Origin of the sequence: Brevibacterium sp. UCMA 11752, assembly GCF_021532235.1 — a bacterium.
Taxonomy (GTDB): domain Bacteria; phylum Actinomycetota; class Actinomycetes; order Actinomycetales; family Brevibacteriaceae; genus Brevibacterium; species Brevibacterium antiquum.
In genome coordinates this window covers 1981735-2004431 of sequence record NZ_JACBOS010000003.1, presented here as the reverse complement: position 1 = coordinate 2004431, position 22697 = coordinate 1981735, and the positions used below count along the sequence as shown (strand labels likewise).

Sequence of the window (22697 nt, the reverse complement as noted above, 5' to 3'; positions counted from 1 at the left end):
CTTGAAGTGCTTATGGAGGGTTATCGCATGACGAGCACGGATGCACATGATTCAGAGCGGTATACGACGAGCCGTCTCGCCGCTGCCTCGGGCTACTCTGTGCAGCAGATCCGAGATCTCGAACGCCTCGAGGTGATCCCGTCGGCACTTCGTCAACCCAACGGATACCGACAGTTCACCGGCGTGCACGTGACCGCGCTGCGCGCATATCGCGGGCTGGCGATCGCGGTCGGCCCCGTGGTCGCCCGCGCAATGATGCGCGAGATACACCATGTGACACATGACGAAGCCGTCGCTCGAATCGTCGGGCTCCACGTCGACCTCGCGCGTTCCCGGGGCGACACGGTCGCCGCGCTCCGCGCACTCGACAGCATCGTCGATGAAAGCGCCCACGACGCTCCCCCAGCACCAGGCGACACGATGAGCATCACCGAACTCTCCGCCGCGCTCGGCGTACGCTCGTCCACCCTGCGATTCTGGGAACAAGAAGGCCTGATCACTCCCGAACGAGCGGAGCACCTCTCCGCCAGGCGCTACCCGCCCGACGCTGTGAGAGACGCCCGGATCGTCGCTGCTCTTCGCGCAGGCGGATATCGGATACCCGCAGTCCACAGTGTCATGACGTCCCTGCGCTCACTCGGTGACACTACAGACGCGCGCGATGCCCTCCAGGACCGCATGAAGAGCATCGCCGCCCGCTCCGAGGCGCTCCTGTGCGCGGGCTCAGACCTCGCAGGTCTGTTGAGCTCGTCAGCCGTCAACAACGGTATGGCCAACACCGCCTAGCTGGGCTGCGTCTCGAGATCTTCGAGGGAAACCGTGCCCTTGCGCAATGCTCGAAGCACACGATAGGTCCGAACCACCCGGGGCAGAGTGATGAGCAGCAGCCCGCCGAGCATGTTGAACGGGATGACGATTCCAAACCATTTCAGCAGATCCAGCATCGAGATATCCGCCCCGGCCAACATGGCTGCGAAGATGACGATCGCGTTGAGGGCACCGTGGAGCATGCCGAGGCCGATGAGCAGCAGACCCGATGCCATGCTGACGATGGCGAGGACGACGTCGTTCGAGGTGCCCTGTGACATCCGGGTGGACAAGGTGACGGTGGCACCGGCCAAGAGCGACAGCGCGATCATCACCACCAAGGATGGTTGGTCGATGTACTTCATGGCCGTGTCGATCATCGTCGAGTGGTAGTCAGGAAGCGCCAGAACCATCAGCCCGGCAAAGGCGAGGCCCCCGACGAGGTTGGTCACCAGGGTCACCGCCCACAGGCGGACTACCTGAAGAACATTGGCCTGACCCGCGATCACGGCATTGATGGGCAGCAGAAACTCTTCGGTGAACAGCTCTGAGTGGGCAAGCCTCAGCGCCAGCAGACCAATGCCGAAGGCAAGACCGGCCAGCACGTCTGACCCCGTCGCCTGCTTGACCAGAATCATCGCCAGGATACCCAGGCCCACGTCGACACCGCCGAAGAACCCGGTGACGACGAGCTCCGGCCACTTCCGGTTCAGGCGCTTCGCCCCTGTGATCACGGTCGCTGTTGCCTCATCGACCAATTCGTCTTCGAGGTCGAAGTCATTCGTCCCTAGTCGCTGACGCTGCTCTCTCTGAGTCATTGTCACAGTGTATTCGCGAGACCTGCACGTTGGTGGACCCGCTGCACACTTGGAGCGATTCGCCCCTCACTACACACCAGGAGCGCTGAAACACCCCGTTGCAACGAGATGTTTCAGCGCTCCTGGTGTGGGGCACCTGATCTGCGGCACCGTCCCTGAGGATTCAGCGTCAGGCGTCAGCCCTGGGGCGTCACGCCGATCGAGTCGAGTGCGGCTTCGAGGCGGGAGATCGAGCCGTCGATGTCGCCGAGTTTGTCGAGGCCGAAGAGACCGATCCGGAAGGTGGAGAAGTCCTCGGGCTCGTCGCACTGCAGGGGCACGCCGGCAGCGATCTGAACTCCGGCTTCCTTGAACTGAGCGCCGGTGGCCAGCTGCGGGTTGTCCGTGTGGACGACGACCACGCTGGGTGAGGCGAATTCCGGTGCCGCAACCGAAGGCAGTCCGCGATCGGCGAAGACCTTGCGGACCCTATCGCCGAGTTCGAACTGTGCGGCGGCGAGCTTGTCGAAGCCGCGTTCCTTCGTCTCGAGCATGATGGCGGCATTGTGCGCGAGCGAATCGGTGGGCATGGTCGCGTGGTACGGTGCCCGGCCCGCTTCGTATTCGTCGGCGATGAACAGCCACTTCTTCAGATCCATGGCGAAGCTCGTCGAGGTGGACTCGTCGACGGCGGCGCGGCCGGCTTCACTGAGCATGACGTAGCCGGCGCAGGGCGAACCGCTCCAGCCCTTCTGCGGCGCACTGATGAGAACGTCGACGCCCAGCTTCTCCTGCGAGGCCCAGACTGCACCCGAGGCGATGCAGTCGAGGACGAAGACACCACCCACGCTGTGGACCGCGTCGCTGACCTGGCGCACGTAGTCGTCCGGCAGAAGCATGCCGGAGGCGGTTTCGATGTGCGGAGCGAACACGACGGCCGGGCGCTCGCGTTCGATGGCGGCGACCACCTCGGCGATGGGGGCAGGAGCCCAGGCCGACTGGTGCTCGTCACTGAGAGGGGACGCCTTGAGCACGGTCGTCTCACTGGCGATGGATCCGGCGTCGAGGATCTGCGACCAGCGGAAGGAGAACAGGCCGTTGCGGACCACAAGGCACTTCTTGCCCGTCGCGATCTGCCTGGCCACTGATTCCATGGCGTAGCTGCCGCCACCGGGGACGATGGCGACGCTGTGCGCGTCGTAGGCCTCGCGCAGGATGCGGTTGATGTCCTGCATGACGGACACGAACCGACCCGACATGTGGTTGAGTGATCGGTCGGTGAAGACCACCGAGTATTCGAGCAGGCCGTCTGGATCGATATCTTCATGTGGCAGAGTCATGTCACCAACATTGCCACGTTCGACGAGTTTGGGCCACTGCCGCTCAACTGAAGAGACGTCGCCGCGGAAGAGACGTTCCAGCGGAACAGACCTCAGTGATCACAGCGCCACCTCGCTGCGATCACCCGACCACAGCGTATGGAAGGTTCCCGGTCGATCTGTGCGCCCGTAGGTGTGGGATCCGAAGAAGTCCCGCTGACCCTGCACCAGCGCCGCCGAAGCCCTTGAGGTGCGGATGCCGTCGAAGTACGACAGTGCCGAGGCCAGGGCCGGAATCGGCACGCCCGAGGAGGCGGCATCGGCGACCGTATCCCGCAGAGCCTGCTGCCCGGCGTTGAGTGAATCCCGGAAGTACGGAGCGGCCAACAGTGAGCTCAGATTCGGATCGGCGTCGAAGGCTCCCGTGATCCGGTCGAGGAATCTGGCCCGGATGATGCAGCCCGCCCTCCAGATCCTGGCAACCTCACCGAGTTCCGTGTTCCAGCCGTACTCCTGCGCACCTGCGGCGATCTCGTGGAAGCCCTGCACATAGGCGAGGATCTTTCCCGTGAACAGCGCTTGCCGCACGGTCTCGATGACCGTGTCACGGTCGACCGGCGCCGAGGCGGAGCCATCGTCGAGCGCCGAATCGCGGGCTTCCTCGCACGCCGAGGTGAGCGTCGAAGGACCGTCCAACGCCGTCCCGGAGGAGCGCAGTACGGAGGCCGCGGACAGGGACCTGGCCGAGACCGCCTCGGCGATGGTGGCGACAGGCACGCCAAGGTCGAGGCCGGTCTTCACCGTCCAGCCGCCGGTGCCCTTGGCTCCGGCGGAATCGGCGATGATGTCGACGAACGGCTCGCCTGTGGCTGCATCGGTGTGGTCGAGGACCTCGGCGGTGATTTCGATGAGATAGGACTCGAGATCTCCTCGGTTCCATTCTCTCAAGACCTCTGCGATCTCAGGAGGGGTGAGACCGAGCCTGCTCCTCAGCAGTGCGAAGGCCTCAGCAATGAGCTGCATGTCAGCGTACTCGATCCCATTGTGGATCATCTTGACGAAGTGGCCGGCCCCATCGGTGCCCACATGGGCGATGCACGATTCCGGGGCCGCCTGTGCGCTTCGCCCGGCGCTGGGTTCGGGACGCCCGTCGCCGGATTCGGCACGAGCCGCGATGGGTTCGGCACCAGCGGCGATGGGTTCGAGAATGGGCCGCAGTCTTGCCCACGCGGATTCGGTGCCGCCGACCATCATCGATGGCCCCTCAAGCGCACCGACCTCTCCCCCGGAGATGCCGACCCCGACGAACTCGATGCCGGCCTTGGCCGCGTTCTCGCCGCGGGCGATGGTGTCGGTGAACAGCGAGTTTCCGCCGTCGACGATGATGTCTCCGGGTTCGAACACCTGCAGCAGGTCGCTGATCGCCGAGTCCGTGGCCGGGCCGGCATTGACCATGAGGATCGCCACGCGTGGACCCGACAGTTTGCTGGCCAGATCCGCCGGCGATGAGGCGACGAGGAAGTCCGCTTCGTGATGGTCGGCCGCCAGTGCTCGAGCTCGGTCGACGTCGCGGTCGTAGATGGCGACTCGCGCTCCAGTCCGGCCGGTCAGATTCCGTGCGAGGTTTCGTGCGAGGTTCGAGCCCATCACTCCGGTGCCGATCACGCCCACTTCCGCGGTCATACCCAATCCTCTTCCTCGTGGCTGATAGTCATGGCTGACAGTGACGGCGAAATGTCCAGTTACGGCGAATTGTCCCAGCTGACAGGTTCTCGCAGCGGTTGACAGTTTCACCCGTCTCATTTAGATTTCTATAAATCTGATTTAATGAGTGCAGTTTAGCAATGTCATCATATTTTTACGAGAGGCCAACTGAGATGGATCTTCCCCCGCTTGTCATCATGGGGGTGTCCGGCACGGGGAAGACACTGATCGGTCGCCGCTTGGCTGCGGAGCTCGGAGTCGAGTTCGTCGACGCCGACGATCTCCACAGCCAGGACAACAAGTCCAAGATGCGCGCCGGAGTCCCCCTCGACGATGAGGACCGGTGGCCGTGGCTGAAGTCCGTGGCCAGTGAGCTGACCTCGACTCCACCGCCCATCGTCGCCTGTTCCGCGCTGCGACGCAGCTATCGGGACTATCTGAGGACACAGGCACCAGCCACCTTCTTCGTCCATCTCACCGGGGACCGCGAGATCATCGTCGAGCATCTCGCGCGCCGTTCACACGAATTCATGTCACCGACGCTTGTCGACTCCCAGCTGGAGACGCTGGAACCACTCACCGTCGAGGAAGCACATTTCCTCGCGCCCATCGATCTCTCCCCCGCCGAGGTGCGTCGATACATCATCGAGCGTCTCCCCCATGCCACCTGAGAACTTTCCAACGCCACCTGACCACTATCGAACCTCCACCTGACCACGACCCAACCTCAAGGAAGAGGAAACTGTGACTGAGATCGAACTCAACTGGACGCTGTCGGCCCCGGCGCTGCTCGGCCTCGCCGCAGCGGCCATCGCCGTACTGCTCGTCCTCATCATCCGCTTCAGGCTTCACGCCTTCATCGCGCTCGTCGTGGTCAGTGTGGTCACCGCCCTGGCCGCGGGAATCGCCCCCGGGGATCTGGTCCCCGTCATGTACGACGGCTTCGGGTCCACCCTGGCCAGCGTCGCACTCCTCGTAGGGCTCGGGGCCATGCTCGGGAGGATGCTTGAACTCTCGGGTGGGGCACAGGTGCTCACGGATGCGCTCATCAAGGCTTTCGGAGAGAAGCGTGCGCCGTTGGCCTTGGGCCTGACCTCGCTGCTGTTCGGCTTCCCGATCTTCTTCGATGCCGGTCTCGTCGTCATGCTGCCGATCATCTTCACGGTGGCCAAACGCCTCGGCGGATCTCTGCTTCTCTACGCCATGCCATCGGCGATCGCGTTCTCGGCCATGCACATCTTCGTCCCTCCGCATCCCGGACCCGTGGCCGCGTCCGGGCTTCTGGGCGCGAACGTCGGACTCGTCCTCATCTGCGGTCTGATCATCGCCATCCCCGCCTGGTATCTGTGCGGGTATCTGTTCGGGCTCTTCATCGGCAAGCGAATCGAGGTCTCGGTTCCCTCGCTCCTGGCCCACGATCCAGCCGAGGAGTTCGCCGACTTCAGGTCCTCGCCCAAACTCTCCACGGTTCTCGTCCTGCTTGCCCTTCCGCTTGTGCTCATCTTCCTCAACACCGGCCTCAACTTCGCCGGTGAGGCCGGCTGGGTCGATGCCGAGTCCACTCTGGTCACTTCGCTGCGCATGCTCGGTGAGACTCCGATCGCCCTGCTCATCACGGTATTGGCGGCCATGTGGCTGCTGGGGTGGCGGAAGAAGAAGGGCAGAAGCATGGTCGAGAACATCGTCGACTCGGCTCTGGGCCCAGTCTGCTCGATCATCCTCATCACCGGAGCCGGCGGCATGTTCGGCGGTGTGCTGCGAGCCAGCGGGATCGGAGATTCCATCGCCGACTCCCTGGCGGCACTGGGTCTGCCGGTCATCGTGGCCGGATTCGTCATCGCCGCGATCGTGCGCATCGCCCAAGGTTCAGCCACGGTCGCGCTCACAACTGCGGCGGCACTCATGCAGCCAGTCGTCGTCGGCAACCCGGACTTCTCGAGTCTGCAGGTCGTCGCCATCGTGCTGTCTCTGGCCGCAGGCTCCGTGGTCGCCAGCCACGTCAACGATTCGGGCTTCTGGTTGGTCTCCCGGTTCTTCGGGATGGACACGAAGACCACTCTGAAGACCTGGACCGTGGCTCAGACCATTCTCGGTCTGGTCGGCTTCGCCCTCAGCCTCGCCCTCTACGGTGTCGTCAGCGCGTTCTGACCAGCCTGTCTGGAGGGTCGTCAGCCTGCCCTGAGGGGCGTTCAGCCTGTCCTGAGAGTCGTCAGCCTCGCCTGTCCGGAGACCCGTCAGTCCGTCTTGAGGCGCGGCTGGCCTGCCCAGGCATCTTCCATCTCTGCGAAGGCTCGATCCATCATCTTCGTCATCGCGGCATGAGCACGATCGGGGTCCCCGTTGCCGATGGCATCGGCGACGTCGAAGTGCCATTGCAGCGCCTCTGGATGGGGAAACTTCGGCATCAGTCCGGCGTGCGTTCGACCGCGCAGGATCTCGGCGACGACCGAGTCGAAGGAAGCGAAGAGTTCGTTGCCGCCGGCCCTCAGGACTGCCCGATGATAGGCGATATCGACCTCCAGCACCGCCTCAACATCGCCCTTGCGTCCGCTGGTGCGCATTCTGGCGGCCAATCCCATGATCTCCTCGGCCGCCTCGGCCGAGGCATGGACGGCGGCCAAGTGTGCCGCCTGAGGTTCGATCGCGACTCTCAGTTCGGTCAGGGAACGCAGTTGGACTGCCGGGGTTGCGGCCATTCGCCACCGCACCACCAGAGGGTCGAGTATGGTCCATTCCCGCATGGACAGAATCACCAGCCCCAGGCGGCGGATCGGCTTGACCATCCCCAGGGACTCCAGAACACGCACCACTTCGCGCACCACGGACAGCGAGACTTCGTACCTCACACGCAGCTCCTCGGCCCGGACGACCGTTCCCGCTTCCAGGTCACCGGTGACGATGTCAGTGCCGATCGAATTGAGAAGACGTTCGTGGAGGTTGCCGCTGTCCTTCGCTTCGGCCATCAGTGCTCGATGATGTGGGCGCCGGGGGCAGGTCCCGTGGTCCGCAGCGCTTCCTTGACTCCGCGCGTGGCCTGGAGCAGGACCGCGAGGTCAAGGGCGTGGTGGGCGTCGCGGGCGAGGAAGCCGATCGTCGGGCCTGAGCCGCTGAGCAGGGGCAGGAGGGCACCGGCTGCACGCCCGGCCTCCATCACCTCGGCGAGTTCGGGCATGGCCGATATCGCGGCATCGGTGAGGTCGTTGGCGGCCGCTGTGGCCAGGGTGTCCGGGTCGCCGGCGGCGAGCGCCGTGAGCACCTCGGCGGGCACGACCGCTGGTTCGGGGTTCGGGGTGAGTTCGTCGAATCGTGAGTACATCGCCGGTGTCGACAGCTGCCCCGCCGAGGTGGCCATGACCCAGTGGAATGATCCGCGGGTGAGGACGGGGGTGAGTTTCTCCCCGCGTCCGTGGCCGATGGCCGTTCCCCCATGGAGGAGGAAGGCGACATCGGCGCCGACTCCGACCGCGCAGTCGTGGAGGATCGACTCGTCGACTCCCCCGACGAGGTGGGCGGCACCGCACAGTGCTGCGGCCGCGTCGGCCGATCCCCCGCCCATGCCGCCGGCGACGGGGACCTGTTTGTCGATGACGATGTCGAGCTCGCGCAGGACGTCGACGTCGCGTTCGTCTTCGAGGGCTGCGATGAGGAGGTTGATGGCCTTGCGGGCGAAGTTCGACTCGCCCTGGGGCACTTCGGCGTCACCATAGCGACCGCCGACGACGATCGAGGAACTCCCGCCGGGGACGAGAGTCACGGTCTCGTTGAGGTTGAGGGCCTGGAACACCGTCGCGAGTTCGTGGTATCCGTCTTCGCCGGCCCCACCCACGCCGAGGTGGACGTTGATCTTGCCCGGTGCCTGCACCTTCACCGGTGTCAGGGTCCTCGGGCACGAGTGCAGCTGTGCGCTCATCATTGTGCGCTTCCCGTTGCGGAAGCCTCACCCTGTGCGGCGCCCGCTGCGGCGAGTCGTTCGAAGTCTGCGACTCCGAGGGCTTCGCCGCGCGTCTTGGGGTCGACGTCTGCAGCACGCAGCAGCTCTTCTGCTCGCTGGGGGCTGCCGGCCCACGTGGCCAGGGCGGCGCGCAGGGTCTTGCGGCGCTGGGCGAAGGCTGCGTCGACGACGCTGAAGAGGCGACGACGCTGCTCCGGGTCACGGTGAGTGCGGGTCACGTCGATGTGGACGAGTCCGGAGTCGATGTTCGGGGCCGGCCAGAACACGTTCTTGCCGATGCGTCCGGCCAGAGTGACCTCGCCGTACCACTGGGCCTTGACGCTGGGCACACCGTAGGTGCGTGATCCGGGGCCGGCAGCGAGTCGTTCTGCGACTTCGAGTTGGACCATGACGAGCACGGACTCCAGGCTCGGGAAGATCTCGAGGAAGTGCAGCAGCACCGGGACCGCAACGTTATAGGGCAGGTTCGCGACCAGAGCGTCGGGGGCCGTGGGCAACTCGGTGACTCTGAGCGCATCGGCATTGACGAGTTCGAAGTTCGCGGTCTCGTCGGCAGCGGCTGTGCTCTGCCCGTGCCCCTCTGCTCTCTTCCCGTACTTCTCAACCGTGGCAGGCAGGCGGGCGGCCAGGACGTCGTCGATCTCAACGGCGGTGACATGGTGTCCGGCTTCCAGCAGTCCCAGCGTCAGCGATCCCAGGCCGGGACCGATCTCGACGACCCTGCTGCGGTCCTGAAGCTTCGCGGACGTGACGATCGAGCGCACGGTATTGGGGTCGATGACGAAGTTCTGCCCCTTCTGCTTAGTCGGGCGCAGACCGATGTCGGCGGCGATTTCGCGAATGTCGCGTGCGGTCAATAACGTCACAGCCAACAACTTACAGCACTCATTAGCAGGCACAATCACCGAACGCCTCTGTCGCCGTTTCCTTATGCTCCTGCAACATCGGAGGCAGATGGCCGAGCAGCGCAGGCTCTCGATTGGCCAGCGCAGTCAGATGACCGATGCCAGGACGATAGGGTGAAGAGTATGGATCCGCAGACACTCACCGAACTCCTCGACGTCTCCGTCCTCGACCGGCTCGACCGGATCGAGGACCTGCCTGCCGATGAGCTCGCCCGATCATCGGCGCTGCGCAAGGAAGGCTATTCCGCCGAGGTGACCGCCGCCCTGCTCACGCAGGCCCAGCTGCGCAAGGACGCCGTGAAGAAACTCGGTCCGTTCGCCGAGGACATGCTGTTCACTCGCGACGGTCTGGCCCAAGCCACACGGCTGCCGGTGGCCGCCCATCACGCCCGCCGCCTCCTCGGCGAAGGTAAGGACACCGGCGGCGACACGAACACCGATGGCGGCCAGGACACCGGCGCAGAGGCGGCAGACTCCGCACCCACGATCGCAGATCTGGGCTGTGGGATCGGAGCCGACTCCTTCGCCTTCGCCGGGATGGGCGCCCAGGTCACCGCCGTCGACGCGGACGAGGTCACTGCCGCCATCGCCAGCTTCAACCTCCGCCACCTGGCCAATGCCAGCATCGAGCACGCCCGCGCCGAAGATATCGACACCTCTGCATTCGACGCCCTGTGGTTCGACCCGGCCCGCCGCACGGTCGGGAAGGGGACCAAGAGCGGCTCCACCGCTCGCATCTTCGATCCCGCAGACTTCTCTCCTTCTCTGTCCTGGGTCATCGACAAGGCGCTCGCGGCGAAGGCCGCAGGCGTCAAACTCGGACCGGCACTCGACCACAGCCTCATCCCCGACGAGGCCGAGGCGCAATGGGTCTCCCACCTCGGCGAAGTCGTCGAGGTCTGCCTCTACTTCGGCGAGGCCCGGCAGCGTCCCGGACGCAGCGCCCTTGTGATGGGCGAGCGCACACTCCTCGTCCACGAAGATGATCTTCCCGCCGACGATGAGAACGGCATCGGTGAGCTCGGTCAGTACCTCCTCGAACCCGACGGCGCGATCGTGCGCGCCGGACTCGTCACCGCCTTGTGCGGACCCTTGCAGGCTCGCCGCGTCCACCCGAAGATCGCCTATCTGACAACGGACGTCGAACCGATCGGACCGGCCTCAGCCGGGGTCACCGCCTATGAGGTCACCGATGTGCTGCCGGCGAAGATCCCGAGCCTGCGCAAGGCCCTCATCAGCCGCGGCATCGGCTCGGTCGTGATCAAGAAGCGCGGAGCTGATATTGTTCCTGACCAGGTCAGGCGTCAGCTCAAGCTGCCGGCCGGAGACAAGGCGACACTGGTCTTCACCCGCCTGGGCGATCGTCATGCCGTCCTCCTGACCCAACCCTGCTGATCCGCCCCAACCCTGCTGAACTCCCTTCACCCCACTAGGAGAATCCCCCATGAACCGCTCCGACGTTCTCATCACCGCCGACGAACTCCTCGCTCGCCTCTCCGATGACGGATCCACGCCGAGGCTGCTCGACGTCCGCTGGACACTGCAGAAGCCCGATGGCCGTGACGACTTCACCGCCGGGCACATTCCAGGAGCCATCTACGTCGACATGGACACCGAACTCGCCGCACACTCCGAGACCGACCCCACAGCGGGACGACACCCGCTGCCGACTGCCGAAGCATTCCAGGACCAGGTCCGGGCCTGGGGCATCGACCAGCTCACCGACGTCGTCGTCTATGACGACAACTCGGGCCAGGGCGCCGCGCGCGCCTGGTGGCTGCTGCAGTGGGCGGGAATGAAGGCACGTGTCCTCGACGGCGGCCTGCAGGCCTTCGTTGCCGCCGGAGGCGAATTGGCCACCGGAGCCAGTGACCCCGTACAGCCGAGCACCGTGACGATCTCCCCCGATTCGATGCCCGTCATCGACGCCGACGCGGCAGCAGCATGGACAGGGGTCCTGCTCGATGCCCGCGCCGGCGATCGTTTCCGCGGAGAGACCGAGCCGCTCGACTCACAGGCTGGCCACATTCCAGGCGCCACGAGCGCGCCCGCCAGCGACAACACCGCAGACGGAAAGTTCCTCGACGAGGAGTCCCTGCGATCGCGCTTCTCGGCCCTCGGCGCTCTCGACCAGCCCGTCGGCGTCTACTGCGGTTCAGGCGTCAGCGCCTGCCACAATGCCTTGGCCCTGGCGAGCCTCGGTATTGAGACGAGCCTGTACCCAGCCAGCTGGTCGGGATGGTCATCCGACCCTGCCCGCCCGGTCGCAACTGGAGCCTGAGGACCCACCGGCCTCACCCGCATAGTCGAACTGCTCCCTTTGAGTCGAACTTCTGCCCTCGTTCTCGAGTGGGCATTCCTTGTCGCAAAAATGTCATTTTCGGTCTGTTGCATAGGCCGATCTGTTACATACAGGCAGGGAAGATGACGAGAGATAGGTCATATCACCACCGGGCAACACCAGGCAAACGCGCAACTGTTACAGAAACTTCAACGCTCATCAGGCTTCTGACCTGCACTGTTACACACTTCCATGAAAAATTCTCGTCCAATGTAACGAAAACGTGACATTAGGTCACTGATTGGTTACAGTTGTGAAGGTCGGTCGCGAGAGTGCCGACTTCACAGCGAGAACCGCACGCCACGCTCGATGTGAAATCACTAAGGACCGAAAGTGGCGGTTGGGATTCTTCCAATAGGTGACGAGAGGAAAACGTGGCAAATAAGCAGCATGGCCGCCGCGCCGCAGAAGCCAAGGTCAAAACTCCATTGACCGAACTGACCGATATCCTGAACGCCAACTCCGCCGTCTTCGGACGCCGTGCAGCCGTTGTCGCTGCCAGCGGTGGCCTGCTCACCGCAGCAGTCCTTCCGGCAGCAGGACAAGGGGCCGAGGACAAAGCCTCAGTCTCCGCGGAGTCAGAAGCACAGACACAGGTCGAGTTCAAGAACCAGTCGGCGACCGTCGCTGCGGACGGAGGCTCCTCTTCTCAGGACAAGGACAAGAAGCAGGGCGCCTCCATCGGTGTCGACGTCGAGAACATCACTGCTGAGGCCGCTCCCAAACCGAAGCCGAAGCCGAAGCCAGAACCCGTCGAGACCGCCGAAGACGAACCAGCCGACGAGGCTGCTCCGGCTCCAGAACCCGCAGAGGACGACTCCGCCAACACCGGTTCTTCGGACTCCGGCGACGAGGACAAGGGCGAGAGCAAGGACTCCGGTTCCGATGCAGGCTCAATGGACGGCTCGAAGGCCGAGCAGGTCATGAGCTGGGCAGAGAAGGGAACCGGCACACCCTACGTCTACGGCGGGACCTCTCAGAGCGGCTGGGACTGCTCCGGTTACACCAAGTGGGTCTACGGCAAGGTCGGTGTCGATCTGCCTCGCAACTCAGGTGGACAGAAGGCCGCTGGCCAGGTCGTCTCCCAGTCGGAGGCCAAGCCCGGTGACCTCATCTGGCACCCAGGTCACGTCGGCATCTACGCCGGTGACGGACAGATGTACGATGCCGGCTCACCAGGGTCAGGCACCTCGAAGCGCAGCTACAGCTGGATGGGTGACGTCACCTTCATCCGCGTTCTCTGATCCAGTTATACGAAGAAACCCCTCGTCCGGCTTGATGGTCCCAGCCGGACGAGGGGTTTTTCGTGCCCTGCCGCGCTGCTGCGGTCTGGGGCGCTGCTGCGGTCAGCGGCGCTGCCTCAGCTGCAGTCTGGAGCCTTGTCGCTTCCGTCGTAGTCGACGGGCAGCTTGCCTGAGGCTCTGAGATCGCCCTTGAGCCATTTCGCCACGGCCTTCAGCGCATTGGGATTGCTGTCGTAGGCCGTGACGGCCGACTGTGCCGAGGTATTTCGCATCGTCCACGGTGCAGCGGTGCCGACTGCCACCTCGGCGGAGGTGTCCGGGCTCAGGCTCACGCTCGTCCCTCCGGAGCGAACTGTGAGACCCGCGTCCTTGGCCGCCTTGGTCAATTCGGTCTTCTCCTTCTCGCTGCCGCCGACGATGGAGATCGAGTCGGTGCCCTCGAATGCGCACTCCCCTTTGAGGACCGTCAGTGATTTCTCGGCCACATCGGTGAGGACCTTCTGCGGATTCTCGGAACCGGTTGGCCCGGAGTCGTCCCCACCGGAATCGTCGGTCATCGTCTTCTGGGTCTCGGCGGTGGCCAGCTGCATCGCCACCACGCGCTCTGCCTTCTTCTGCAGATCGGACTTCTTCAGGTCACCGTCCTCCATGGCCTTGGCCACCGCCTTCTGTGCGGCGGCAGAATCCGGTGGCATCAGCGCGAGATCGGCGCCGGCGGACAGTGCTTTGACGGTCTCCTTCCCGCTCTGGTTCTGGTCCACGGCCTTCATGTTGAGGGCGTCGGTGATGATGACTCCGTCGAAGTCGAGCGTGTCCCGCAGTGACTTGTAGGCCTTCTCATTCAGCGTTGCCGGCGTCGTCTTCGCATCCGGCAGGCCGATGTGTCCCATCATCACCATCGGGATGCCGGCCTTGACGGCGGACTTGAACGGCAGCAGGTCCGTGTCCTCGAGTTCCTTGATGCTCTTCTTCGACACCGGCAGGCTTTCGTGGGAGTCGACGTGAAGTCGACCGTGGCCGGGGAAGTGCTTCGCGGAACTGGCGACACCGCCGAGGTGGTATCCGGTCGCGGCTTGGGCGACCACCTCGGCGGCGGCCTTGTGATCGTCACCGGCCGAACGTACGTTGATGGCCACGTCCTTCTCACCGGTTGTGACATCGGCGTCGGGGGCGAAATCGATGGTGAAGCCCAGGTCGCTGAGGTTCTGGCCCTGCACCTTGGTCGCGGTCTGCGTCAGTTCGGGATCCTGGGCCGCTGAGAGCGCCATCAGCGGTGGGAACGGCAGCGCGCCGGTGCCGAGCCGCGAGACCGGACCGCCCTCCTGATCGACGCCGATCGACACGGGCTGTCCCTTCGAACGTGCGCCGTTGACTGCTTCGGTGACACCCTTGACCTGGTCAGGAGTCGGATTCTCGGGCAGATTGTCGGCCATGACGATGACCCCGCCGAGGTTGTTGTTCTTCAGCAGATTGACCCCGGTCTGGGTGTCGGTGCCCGACCAGGTGCCGATGATGAGGGACCCGGCCAGCTCATCGTCGGAGAACGATTCGACGATCTCCTTCGCCTCGTCGGCGAAGTCAGCGGGGCCGATGTCTGCGGGCTCGGCGGCCTTTTCAGGTTCGGCCTTCTGCGCCGGTTGCGGGGCTCCGGCTCCCCCGGTCTTCTCCGGTTGCGGGTCGGACGTTCCCCCGGAGCAACCGGTCAGGGCGAGCACGGCGGTTGCAGCGATGATGCCAAGTCTGGAGCGCATAGCACCATGCTAATCGTCGAAGATGAACCTACGGTTGAACGCGCACAGGGCGTGCCACCGCTGCTTCGGACGTCGGCGCTGTTTCGGACGTCGGCGCCTCCTCAGAGCCTCTCGTGGGCGGCGAGTCGCCTGGCGGTCTCCTTCGCGCCTCGTTCGTGCAGGGAGCCCAGAGCCGCCAGGTAGTGCTCGGTGAAACGGGACTCGTCAGCCAAAGTACCGAAGAACTGCTCCTGCCGGACGAAGGCCAAGGCATCGGCTGCCTGTGACGTCGCGACCTGCTGCAGCTGGGCGGCAAAACGATCGACGATAATGAACGGCGCCCCCTGTTCATCGCTGCCCTCGGCGTAGCGAGCCCACGAAGCGCAGATCGCGGCCGAGACCTCGACCGGTGCACCTGAGGCAAGATTGTCACCGATGACGGGGACCAGCCATTTGGGGATGCGGTCGGAGGATTCGGCACCGAGTCGGGCCAAGGTGTCGCGTATCTCGGGATTGCTGAAGCGTTCGATGAGTGAGTCTTTGTATCCGTCGAGGTCGATGCCCGGCAGCGGTTCAAGGCTCGGTGTGCCCTCCTCATCCATGTATCTGCGCAGGTAGACCGCGATATCCGGGTTCTCCATCGCCTCGTGGGCATAGGTGTAGCCGGCGAGGAGACCGAAGTAAGCCAGCCCCTGATGCCCGGAGTTGAGCAGACGCAGCTTCATATGCTCGTAGGGCCTGACATCGTCGACGACCTGGACTCCGGCCAGTTCGTACGGGGGCCTGCCGGAGGTGAACCTCTCCTCGAGCACCCACTGGAAGAAGGGTTCGGCGACCACGGGCCAGGCGTCATCGATCCCGACTTCACCGCGCAGGTCGGACCGGTCGTCATCGGTGGTGGCCGGGGTGATGCGATCGACCATCGCGTTCGGGAAGGCCACATGCTCGTCGATCCAGTCGGCGAGCTCAGGGTCGACGAGCCGGGCGAAAGCACAGAACATCTTCTTCGCCACATTCCCGTTCTCCGAGATGTTGTCACACGACTGCACGGTGAATGGGGGCACACCTGCATCGCGGCGGCGGCGCAGAGCCTCGATCACATATCCGAAGACCGTGCCCGGCAGCGCCCCCGCGGCCAATGCGGCCACATCTGCGACGATCATCGGATCTTCGGTGATGAACTCCCCGGTCACCGGGTTGACGTTGTATCCGCCCTCGGTGACGGTGAGTGAGACGATGCGGATCCTCGCCTCGCTGAGGAGGTCGATGAGTCCCTGCGGATCGTCGGGTCCGTAGCGGTAGTCGATGATCGATCCGATCACCCGTCGTTCGCGGGTGCCGTCCGGGTGTTTGAGTGTCAGCGAGTAGAGGTGATCCTGTCCGGCCAGTGCGTCTCGCATGCGCACATCGTGGGGCAGGACGCCGGCTCCCACGATCCCCCAGTCTGTGGCTTCTCCCGCGCTCATGAGGTCATCGAGGACCATGGCCATATGGGCCCGGTGGAAGCCGCCGACGCCGAAGTGCACGATGCCCGGAGTCACTGTGCTCCGGTCGTAGTCGGGGACGGTGACGCCGCGGGCCGCAATCCGTTCAAGGTTCGTTCCGTGCAGGGGCAGCATGTCCGTGTCTCGGTAGGCACGGTCAACGTGTGCAGAATCCGGGGAAGTCGACATCACTTCACCGCACCCATCGACAGGCCCTGGACGAGTTTGTCCTGGGCGGCGATGCCGGCGACGAGCACAGGCACCGAAATGATCAGCGAGGCCGCGCACACCTGGGACAGGAACAGTCCCTGGGAGGTGACGAAGCTGGTGAGGAACACGGGCGCCGTCGATGCCGCCGTCGAGGTCAGGACATTGGCGAAGAGCAGCTCGTTCCACGAGAAGATGAAGCAGATGAGGGCCGTGGCTGCGAGGCCCGGAGCGGTCAGGGGCAGCAGAATCTGCATGAACACTCGAGGAAGCCGGGCACCGTCGAGCTCAGCGGCCTCGAGCACCTCAATCGGCACCTCGGCGAGGAATGATCGCATCATCCACACTGCGATGGGCATGTTCATCGCGGAGTAGATGATGATGAGCAGGAGCCAGGTGTCGAGGATGCCCAATGCCTGCGCGACCAGATAGACGGGCAGCAGTCCCGCGACCATCGGCAGCATCTTGGTCGAGAGCAGGAAGAAGAGCACATCCGACCAGCGTTGGATCCGACGAATGGCCAGCGAGTACGCGGCCATAGTCGACAGAACCAAGACGATGAGGGTGGACACGATCGCCGCAACCGCCGAATTGATGAGGGCGGGCCAGGGGCTCGCACCGCTGCCGCCGCCGAAGAAGTTGGAATAGGACTCCAGCGTCAGCGGCGCGAAGAAGCTGGGCGGGTTCGTCGAGGCGTCGGTCTCGGCATGCAGGCTGGTCAGCAGCATCCACAGCAGCGGGGACACGAAGAGGAGGCCGACCAGCCAGGCCAAGAGACCGAGCAGGACCTTGCCGATTCGGCGCTGACCCGGGCGTCTCTGCGCCCTCGCCTTCTGCCGGGAACGTTCTGCTCCTGGCGAGGCCGTGATGTCTGGGGTGGTGGCCGTGATGTCTGGGGTGCTCATGAGTTCTCCTCCTTGAGCAGAGTGGACGCGGTTCGCAGCGCGAAGGTCGCGATGACAAGTGAGGCGATGACGACGATGACGCCAACGGCGGAGGCGACTCCATAGTCTTGGGCCACGAAGAATTCCTGGTAGATGACATAGGGCAGATTCGCGGTTCCGAGTCCGCCCGAGGTCATCGTGAAGACGGTGTCGAAGTTCTGCACGATGTAGATGGTGCCGAGCAGCGCCGCGAGTTCGATATAGCGGCGCAGGTGCGGCAATGTGATGAATCGGAATGTCTGACCCGGTCCGGCGCCGTCGACCAGTGCCGCCTCGTAGACGTCCATGGGACGCGACTGCAGACCCGCCAGCATGATGAGCATCATGAACGGGGTCCACTGCCAGACGAGGACGATGCCGATTCCCAACAGCGGATAGGTGCTCATCAGATCCGGTTGCGGGGCGTTGTCACCGAAGACGCTGGTCAGCAGTCCGTTGACCAATCCGTAGGACGGGTTGAAGATCGCATGCTTGAACAGCAGCGCCGCAGCCACGGGCACGATCAGGAACGGGGTGATCATCAGCGTGCGCACGAACCCGCGGCCGATGAACTTCCGGTCAAGGAGAAGCGCGATGGCCAGACCCAGCACCGCCGAGACCAGCACGACCGAGACGGTGAGCCCGATGGTGACGAACACCGCGCGCAGCAGGTCCGCATTCGTGAAGACGGTGATGTAGTTCTGCAGGGTGCCGAAGCTGATGTCATCGGGATAGGCCGCGTTCCACTTCATGAACGAGATGACGATCGTGATTGCGAAGGGAATCTGCGTGACGAGGATGACGAAGATCAGCGCCGGCAGCATGGGGACTCGCCGCGACCACCGCTCTCGAGCGCTCGAGGATGCGGGTCTGGGCGATGTGGGCGCGGGCGCCGCCTGAGTGCGGCGATCTTGCGCAGGAGCTGACATGGACAACCTCCGGTGATGGGTGGCAGTGGGGCCGGGTGCCTGCGCGGAGACGCGAACGTCTCCGCCCGGCGCTTCTGCTACTTCTTGTACTTGTCTCCGACCTTCTCTGCTTGCTTCTGTCCCTTCTCAAGCGCCTTGTCCACCGTGGTGCGTCCGGCTATCGCCGAACTGACGTCCTCGGAGATGCCCGTGGCCAGGTCGGCGAATTCGGGAATGGTCACGAATTGCACTCCGAGAGTCGGGCGCGGCTGCACACCGGGGTTCTTCGGATCTGCCGAGTTGATGGCGTCCTCGGTCTGCTTGTAGAACGGTTCCGCAGCCTTCTGGTAGTCCGGGTTCTCATAGGTCGAGGTGCGTTTGCCGGCGGGCACGTGCTGCCAGCCCAGTTCTTCGGCGACGGTCTCTTCATAGTCCTGTGACGAGGCCCAGGCCACGAACTGCTTGGCGGCATCCTGGTTCTTGCCTTCCTTCTGGATTCCCCAGGCCCACGTGTAGAGCCACGAACTCGACTTCGTCTCCTTCACCGGGGCTGCGACATATCCGATCTTGCCCTTGACTGGTGAGTCATCGGCTTCGAGGGTTCCTGTTGCCGCCGTCGAGTCATACCACATCGCCACATTGCCCTGCTGGAGGTTGGTCAGACACTCGGTGTACCCGGCCTGCGGTGCTCCCGATTCGCCGTGGTCCTTGATGAGATCGACGTAGAAGTTCGTCGCCTCCTTGAACTCCTTGGAATCGACCTGTGCGTCCCAGTTCTCATCGAACCAGGTTCCGCCGAAGGTATTGACCACAGTGGTCAGGGGCGCGAACATCTCTCCCCATCCGGGCAGGCCGCGCAGGCAGATGCCCTTGGTGCCCTTCTCGGCACCGTCGACCTTCGCAGCCAGATCGGCGACCTCGTCCCAGGTGGGATTCTCCGGCATCGTCGCGCCCGCCTTCTCGAAGATGTCCTTCCGGTACATCAGGAAGGATCCCTCCCCGTAGAACGGCTCTCCGTAGATCTTGTCCTCGTAGGTCATCGATTCGGCCATCGGGGCGAGGATGTCGTCCTGATTGAATCCCTCGGCATCGACGACGCCTTCATCCATCGGGGTCAGCCACCCGTTCTTGGCGTAGGTCGGCACTTCGTAGTTCGACATCGAAGCCACGTCGTAGTTGCCGGCCTGCGCGGAGAACTCCTGCCCGATCTTGGCGCGGACTTCGTTCTCCGGCAGCACCGTGTAGTTGACCTTGATGCCGGTGTCACTGGTGAAATGATCCGCGGTGAGCTTCTGCAGGTCCTGCATCTGCGGATTGTTGACCATGAGAACGTTGACTTCTTCGTTGCCCCCGCCGCTCGAACTTCCCCCGGCGCCACCACACCCTGCGAGTGTGAGTGCTCCGACCACTCCGATGGCCGCCGCTGTGACAGCCCGGCCCGTGATCTTCTGCTTCATCGTAATTGCCTTCCCTCGTCATTGCGGGATTGCCGCCCGCCATCGGGTGTGCTTGACGAAATACATATGAGCATCCGTGCTCACATGTGCAATACTGTGTCATAATCTGATCAGATGTGCAATAGATCACATATGAGCGGCAGGCTGGTCGCTGTGAGTGTGGTCTCCGTGAGTTCGGAAGGGGAGAGTCATGAGCCCAGCACCCACCGCCAGACACCGCCGGTTCCTGGCTCAACTGGCCAGAGAGCATTATGTCCAGGGCAGCTCGAAGGTGGAGTTGGCCAAAGCGCACGGACTCAGCCGGTTCCAGATCGCTCGTCTGCTGCAAGAGGCCGTTGACAGCGGAGTCGTCACGATCTCGATCGAAGCCGATGCCGCTGACGAGGACGGTAGGGCCGAACGGCTCGCTGCCGCGCTCGGGCTGAGGTCGGCCGTCATCGTCGAGTTCGAACACGAGACCCACGCCGCACAGCGAATGGGTCGTGCCGCGCTTTCCTACGTCGATCGTCACGCCCGCTCGGGGATGCGCATCGGACTGGCCTGGTCGCGCACACTCGACGCAGCAGCAGAATTCGCCCCCGCACTCCCCCGCTGCACAATCGTCCAGCTCGCCGGTGCGCTTCAACTCGGTTCGCATCGGCCCAGCGCCGGGATCTTCGCCCGCTTGGGACAGGATGCCGCCGTGACCATGGTTCGACTGCCGGCTCCGCTGCTGGTCACCGAGGCGGATACCGCGGCAGATCTCAGTGCTCTGCCTGAGATCTCCAGTGCCCTCTCTGCCGCAGACGATCTCGATCTCGCGGTCATCTCGGTCGCCGCGTGGGCGCAGGAACAGTCCTCGGTCTGGGAGAAATGCAGCCCGGAGCAGCGAGCGGCAGGGCTGGCCGATGGTGCGGTGGCCGAAGCCTCCGGGCGCCTCTTCGATGCTGCAGGGGCCGAGGTCGACACGATCGACGATCGCGTCATCGCCGTCACCTTGGACCAGCTGCGCAGCGCAGCAACCACCGTCGGTGTGGCTCGCGGAGCACAACGCGCCGAGGCCGTCCGTGCAGCCTGCGCCGCCGGAATCCTCGATGTCGCCATCGTCGACGAAGCGCTGGCCCGAGAGATCCTCGACAGCCCGGTGCCCGGGGCACAGGCCGCCCCGCAGAACAACTCGCCGGCCGCCCCGCAGAACACTTCGCAGGCCACCCCGAAGTCCGCCTCGCAGGCCGCGCCGCAGGCTCAGATACCGGTAGCCGCGCGGACCGAGGAGCCGTGATGGCCGCCGACCTCGAACCGCGCGAACTGGTCGCCGGCGTAGATTCCTCGACCCAGAGCTGCAAGGTCGTCATCGTCGATCCCGCCACAGGTGAGATTCTGCGCAGCGGATCGGCCCCGCACCCCGTCGGGACGGAGGTCGATCCCGAAGCCTGGTGGTCGGCCCTGCAGGAGGCGATCTCTGCCGCAGGTGGATTCGCTGACGTCGCCGCCGTCAGCATCAGCGGACAGCAGCACGGCCTCATCACTCTCGACAGTCACGGGCAGGTCATCCGCGACGCTCTGCTGTGGAACGATCTGCGCAGCGACGCGGCAGCACGGGCACTCATCGACGAGATCGGAGCAGATGAGTTCGTCGACCGTGCCGGCATCGTTCCTGTTGCATCCTTCACCGGGGCCAAGCTGCGGTGGCTGCGCGATCATGAACCCGACAATGCCTCCCGCGTGGCAGCCGTGGCACTGCCCCATGACTGGTTGACCTGGCGGCTGTTGGGCTGTGGACCAAGCAGCTCATCCGCCCCACGGGGCCCTGACCTCGAGGCGCTCGTCACCGATGCCTCCGACGCCAGCGGAACCGCGTACTTCTCCGCGGTCACCGGCCGCTACGACTTCGAACTCTTCCACACAGCATTCGGCGCCACAGCACGGGAAGCAGCCGGACCCGATGCTCGCCGGGGCCCCGACAGCACACCCCACACCGCGACCGTCGTCCTGCCCCGTGTCCTCGGGCCCCATGAGAGCGCCGGCCACACTCCCGAGGGCATCGTCGTGGGGCCCGGCGCCGGGGACAATGCGGCCGCTGCACTCGGACTCGGAGCCGGCCCGGGCGACGTCGTCATCTCGATCGGCACCTCGGGCACGGTCTTCAGTCCCACCCGACTCGAGATCAACGATCCTTCGGGAATGGTCGCCGGATTCGCCTCGGCCGATGGGGGGCGCCTTCCGCTCGTCGCCACGCTCAATGCCGCCCGCGTCCTCGACTCCGCGGCAGTGCTGCTGCGCGCCAGTCATACCGACGTGGCTGCGCTGGCACTGGCCTCGGCACCTGGGGCGAACGGCCTCATCCTCGTCCCCTATTTCGAAGGCGAGCGCACCCCCAATCTTCCGGATGCGACAGCCCGCCTGGAGGGGATGACCTTGGCGAATTCGTCCCCGGAGAACGTCGCTCGAGCGTTCGTCGAGGGCATGCTGTGCGGACTGGCCGACGGACTCGAGGCGGTGCTGCGACAGGGCCTGAGCGTCAAACGGCTCCTCCTCATCGGCGGGGCGGCCCGCAACCCAGCAGTGCGCGAGGTGGCCAGAGACATCTTCACCGTTCCCATCGACGTCCCCGAACAGGCCGAGTACGTGGCCATCGGGGCCGCCCGTCAAGCGGCCTGGACACTGACCGGAACCTCGCCGAGGTGGCAGGTCGAGCTCGTCGCGACTCTGCACCCGAGACCATCACGTGTACGCGAGCAGTACCGCTCTTACGCCCACACCAGCGTCACCCCCGATGCCGGCGTCACTCGCGATGCCGGCGTCCCTCCCAAAGCCAGCCTCACCGGCGACACTGCTCCCACCACAATCACCGGCGACACCACCCCCGCCGACGAGAACTCAGACAATGATCACCGCGGATCGTCGGGTGCCCACGCACCCGTGGAAGGTTGAGATTCA

At 64.6% G+C, this 22697-nt stretch carries 19 protein-coding genes; 8 read left to right on the top strand and 11 right to left on the bottom strand.

Translation table 11 applies throughout. The features are described 5' to 3' along the window. The first annotated feature begins 27 nt into the window (after positions 1-27). Positions 28-786, top strand: coding sequence for a MerR family transcriptional regulator (locus tag HU144_RS08930; RefSeq protein WP_235351066.1), 759 nt, complete (start codon positions 28-30; stop codon positions 784-786). Here HU144_RS08930 and HU144_RS08925 read toward each other — a convergent pair. From HU144_RS08925 to gndA, 3 genes are all read right to left on the bottom strand, one after another. Continuing rightward, entirely contained in the window at positions 783-1625 is an 843-nt protein-coding gene (locus HU144_RS08925; protein ID WP_235351065.1) for a formate/nitrite transporter family protein, read from the bottom strand. The genes HU144_RS08930 and HU144_RS08925 overlap by 4 nt on opposite strands. A gap of 176 nt (positions 1626-1801) precedes the next feature. Beyond that, the gene (locus tag HU144_RS08920; protein WP_235351064.1) at positions 1802-2944 is read right to left on the bottom strand and encodes an alanine--glyoxylate aminotransferase family protein; all 1143 of its coding nucleotides are present in this window, start codon (positions 2942-2944) and stop codon (positions 1802-1804) included. Between the two features lie 99 nt (positions 2945-3043). Beyond that, positions 3044-4606: an NADP-dependent phosphogluconate dehydrogenase gene (gndA, locus tag HU144_RS08915; protein WP_235351063.1), complete on the bottom strand. Its 1563-nt coding sequence runs from the start codon at positions 4604-4606 to the stop codon at positions 3044-3046. Positions 4607-4800: 194 nt separating this feature from the next. Between gndA and HU144_RS08910 the strand changes: the two genes are divergently transcribed. Together HU144_RS08910 and HU144_RS08905 are read left to right on the top strand one after the other, a co-directional pair. Further along, positions 4801-5298, top strand: a complete 498-nt coding sequence (locus tag HU144_RS08910) for a gluconokinase (protein ID WP_235351062.1) — start codon at positions 4801-4803, stop codon at positions 5296-5298. Positions 5299-5371: 73 nt separating this feature from the next. Continuing rightward, positions 5372-6775, top strand: coding sequence for a GntP family permease (locus HU144_RS08905; protein WP_235351061.1), 1404 nt, complete (start codon positions 5372-5374; stop codon positions 6773-6775). Between the two features lie 86 nt (positions 6776-6861). Here the strand turns inward: HU144_RS08905 and HU144_RS08900 are convergent, their stop codons facing one another. Genes HU144_RS08900 through rsmA form a run of 3 tightly spaced genes read right to left on the bottom strand, consistent with a single transcriptional unit; the run spans position 6862 to position 9445 of the window. Next, a complete protein-coding gene (locus tag HU144_RS08900; RefSeq protein WP_235351060.1) occupies positions 6862-7590 on the bottom strand; it encodes a FadR/GntR family transcriptional regulator in 729 nt (242 codons plus the stop codon). Beyond that, positions 7590-8540, bottom strand: a complete 951-nt coding sequence (locus tag HU144_RS08895) for a 4-(cytidine 5'-diphospho)-2-C-methyl-D-erythritol kinase (RefSeq protein ID WP_328284282.1) — start codon at positions 8538-8540, stop codon at positions 7590-7592. The genes HU144_RS08900 and HU144_RS08895 overlap by 1 nt, the downstream gene beginning before the upstream one ends. Continuing rightward, positions 8537-9445 carry a 16S rRNA (adenine(1518)-N(6)/adenine(1519)-N(6))-dimethyltransferase RsmA gene (gene rsmA, locus HU144_RS08890; protein WP_235351059.1) on the bottom strand — a complete coding sequence of 303 codons (909 nt, stop codon included), beginning with the start codon at positions 9443-9445 and terminating at the stop codon, positions 8537-8539. The genes HU144_RS08895 and rsmA overlap by 4 nt, the downstream gene beginning before the upstream one ends. A gap of 162 nt (positions 9446-9607) precedes the next feature. Here rsmA and HU144_RS08885 point away from each other — a divergent pair, with 162 nt between their 5' ends. The 3 genes from HU144_RS08885 to HU144_RS08875 all read left to right on the top strand — a co-directional run bounded on the left by HU144_RS08885 (position 9608) and on the right by HU144_RS08875 (position 13069). After that, positions 9608-10879 carry a class I SAM-dependent methyltransferase gene (locus HU144_RS08885; protein ID WP_235351058.1) on the top strand — a complete coding sequence of 424 codons (1272 nt, stop codon included), beginning with the start codon at positions 9608-9610 and terminating at the stop codon, positions 10877-10879. A 49-nt stretch (positions 10880-10928) separates the two neighbouring features. Next, positions 10929-11765, top strand: a complete 837-nt coding sequence (locus HU144_RS08880; protein WP_235351057.1) for a sulfurtransferase — start codon at positions 10929-10931, stop codon at positions 11763-11765. A gap of 434 nt (positions 11766-12199) precedes the next feature. Further along, positions 12200-13069: a C40 family peptidase gene (locus HU144_RS08875; RefSeq protein ID WP_235351056.1), complete on the top strand. Its 870-nt coding sequence runs from the start codon at positions 12200-12202 to the stop codon at positions 13067-13069. Positions 13070-13185: 116 nt separating this feature from the next. Here HU144_RS08875 and HU144_RS08870 read toward each other — a convergent pair whose 3' ends face one another. The 5 genes from HU144_RS08870 to HU144_RS08850 form a co-directional block, all read right to left on the bottom strand. Beyond that, positions 13186-14820, bottom strand: a complete 1635-nt coding sequence (locus HU144_RS08870) for a glycoside hydrolase family 3 N-terminal domain-containing protein (RefSeq protein ID WP_235351055.1) — start codon at positions 14818-14820, stop codon at positions 13186-13188. A gap of 101 nt (positions 14821-14921) precedes the next feature. Beyond that, positions 14922-16418, bottom strand: a complete 1497-nt coding sequence (locus HU144_RS08865) for a mannitol dehydrogenase family protein (protein ID WP_235352675.1) — start codon at positions 16416-16418, stop codon at positions 14922-14924. A gap of 53 nt (positions 16419-16471) precedes the next feature. Beyond that, positions 16472-17395, bottom strand: coding sequence for a carbohydrate ABC transporter permease (locus HU144_RS08860; RefSeq protein WP_198396873.1), 924 nt, complete (start codon positions 17393-17395; stop codon positions 16472-16474). Then, on the bottom strand, positions 17392-18342 hold the full coding sequence (locus HU144_RS08855) for a carbohydrate ABC transporter permease (protein WP_235351054.1): 951 nt from the start codon (positions 18340-18342) through the stop codon (positions 17392-17394). Before HU144_RS08855 ends, HU144_RS08860 begins: the two co-directional genes overlap by 4 nt. A 77-nt stretch (positions 18343-18419) precedes the next feature. After that, positions 18420-19778 carry an ABC transporter substrate-binding protein gene (locus HU144_RS08850; protein ID WP_235351053.1) on the bottom strand — a complete coding sequence of 453 codons (1359 nt, stop codon included), beginning with the start codon at positions 19776-19778 and terminating at the stop codon, positions 18420-18422. Between the two features lie 190 nt (positions 19779-19968). On the opposite strand from HU144_RS08850, the gene HU144_RS08845 reads away from it, so the two are divergent. After that, positions 19969-21039: a sugar-binding transcriptional regulator gene (locus HU144_RS08845; protein WP_235351052.1), complete on the top strand. Its 1071-nt coding sequence runs from the start codon at positions 19969-19971 to the stop codon at positions 21037-21039. Beyond that, the gene (xylB, locus tag HU144_RS08840; RefSeq protein ID WP_235351051.1) at positions 21039-22691 is read left to right on the top strand and encodes a xylulokinase; all 1653 of its coding nucleotides are present in this window, start codon (positions 21039-21041) and stop codon (positions 22689-22691) included. The genes HU144_RS08845 and xylB overlap by 1 nt, the downstream gene beginning before the upstream one ends. The last annotated feature ends 6 nt before the right edge of the window (positions 22692-22697 follow it).

Bases quoted from the DNA above. Each gene is read 5' to 3' on its own strand.
- HU144_RS08930 (WP_235351066.1), top strand. From the start codon at position 28: ATGACGAGCACGGATGCACATGATTCAGAGCGGTATACGACGAGCCGT.
- HU144_RS08925 (WP_235351065.1), bottom strand. From the start codon at position 1,625: ATGACTCAGAGAGAGCAGCGTCAGCGACTAGGGACGAATGACTTCGAC.
- HU144_RS08920 (WP_235351064.1), bottom strand. From the start codon at position 2,944: ATGACTCTGCCACATGAAGATATCGATCCAGACGGCCTGCTCGAATAC.
- gndA (WP_235351063.1), bottom strand. From the start codon at position 4,606: ATGACCGCGGAAGTGGGCGTGATCGGCACCGGAGTGATGGGCTCGAAC.
- HU144_RS08910 (WP_235351062.1), top strand. From the start codon at position 4,801: ATGGATCTTCCCCCGCTTGTCATCATGGGGGTGTCCGGCACGGGGAAG.
- HU144_RS08900 (WP_235351060.1), bottom strand. From the start codon at position 7,590: ATGGCCGAAGCGAAGGACAGCGGCAACCTCCACGAACGTCTTCTCAAT.
- HU144_RS08895 (WP_328284282.1), bottom strand. From the start codon at position 8,540: ATGATGAGCGCACAGCTGCACTCGTGCCCGAGGACCCTGACACCGGTG.
- HU144_RS08885 (WP_235351058.1), top strand. From the start codon at position 9,608: ATGGATCCGCAGACACTCACCGAACTCCTCGACGTCTCCGTCCTCGAC.
- HU144_RS08880 (WP_235351057.1), top strand. From the start codon at position 10,929: ATGAACCGCTCCGACGTTCTCATCACCGCCGACGAACTCCTCGCTCGC.
- HU144_RS08870 (WP_235351055.1), bottom strand. From the start codon at position 14,820: ATGCGCTCCAGACTTGGCATCATCGCTGCAACCGCCGTGCTCGCCCTG.
- HU144_RS08865 (WP_235352675.1), bottom strand. From the start codon at position 16,418: ATGCTGCCCCTGCACGGAACGAACCTTGAACGGATTGCGGCCCGCGGC.
- HU144_RS08860 (WP_198396873.1), bottom strand. From the start codon at position 17,395: ATGAGCACCCCAGACATCACGGCCACCACCCCAGACATCACGGCCTCG.
- HU144_RS08855 (WP_235351054.1), bottom strand. From the start codon at position 18,342: ATGTCAGCTCCTGCGCAAGATCGCCGCACTCAGGCGGCGCCCGCGCCC.
- HU144_RS08850 (WP_235351053.1), bottom strand. From the start codon at position 19,778: ATGAAGCAGAAGATCACGGGCCGGGCTGTCACAGCGGCGGCCATCGGA.
- HU144_RS08845 (WP_235351052.1), top strand. From the start codon at position 19,969: ATGAGCCCAGCACCCACCGCCAGACACCGCCGGTTCCTGGCTCAACTG.
- xylB (WP_235351051.1), top strand. From the start codon at position 21,039: ATGGCCGCCGACCTCGAACCGCGCGAACTGGTCGCCGGCGTAGATTCC.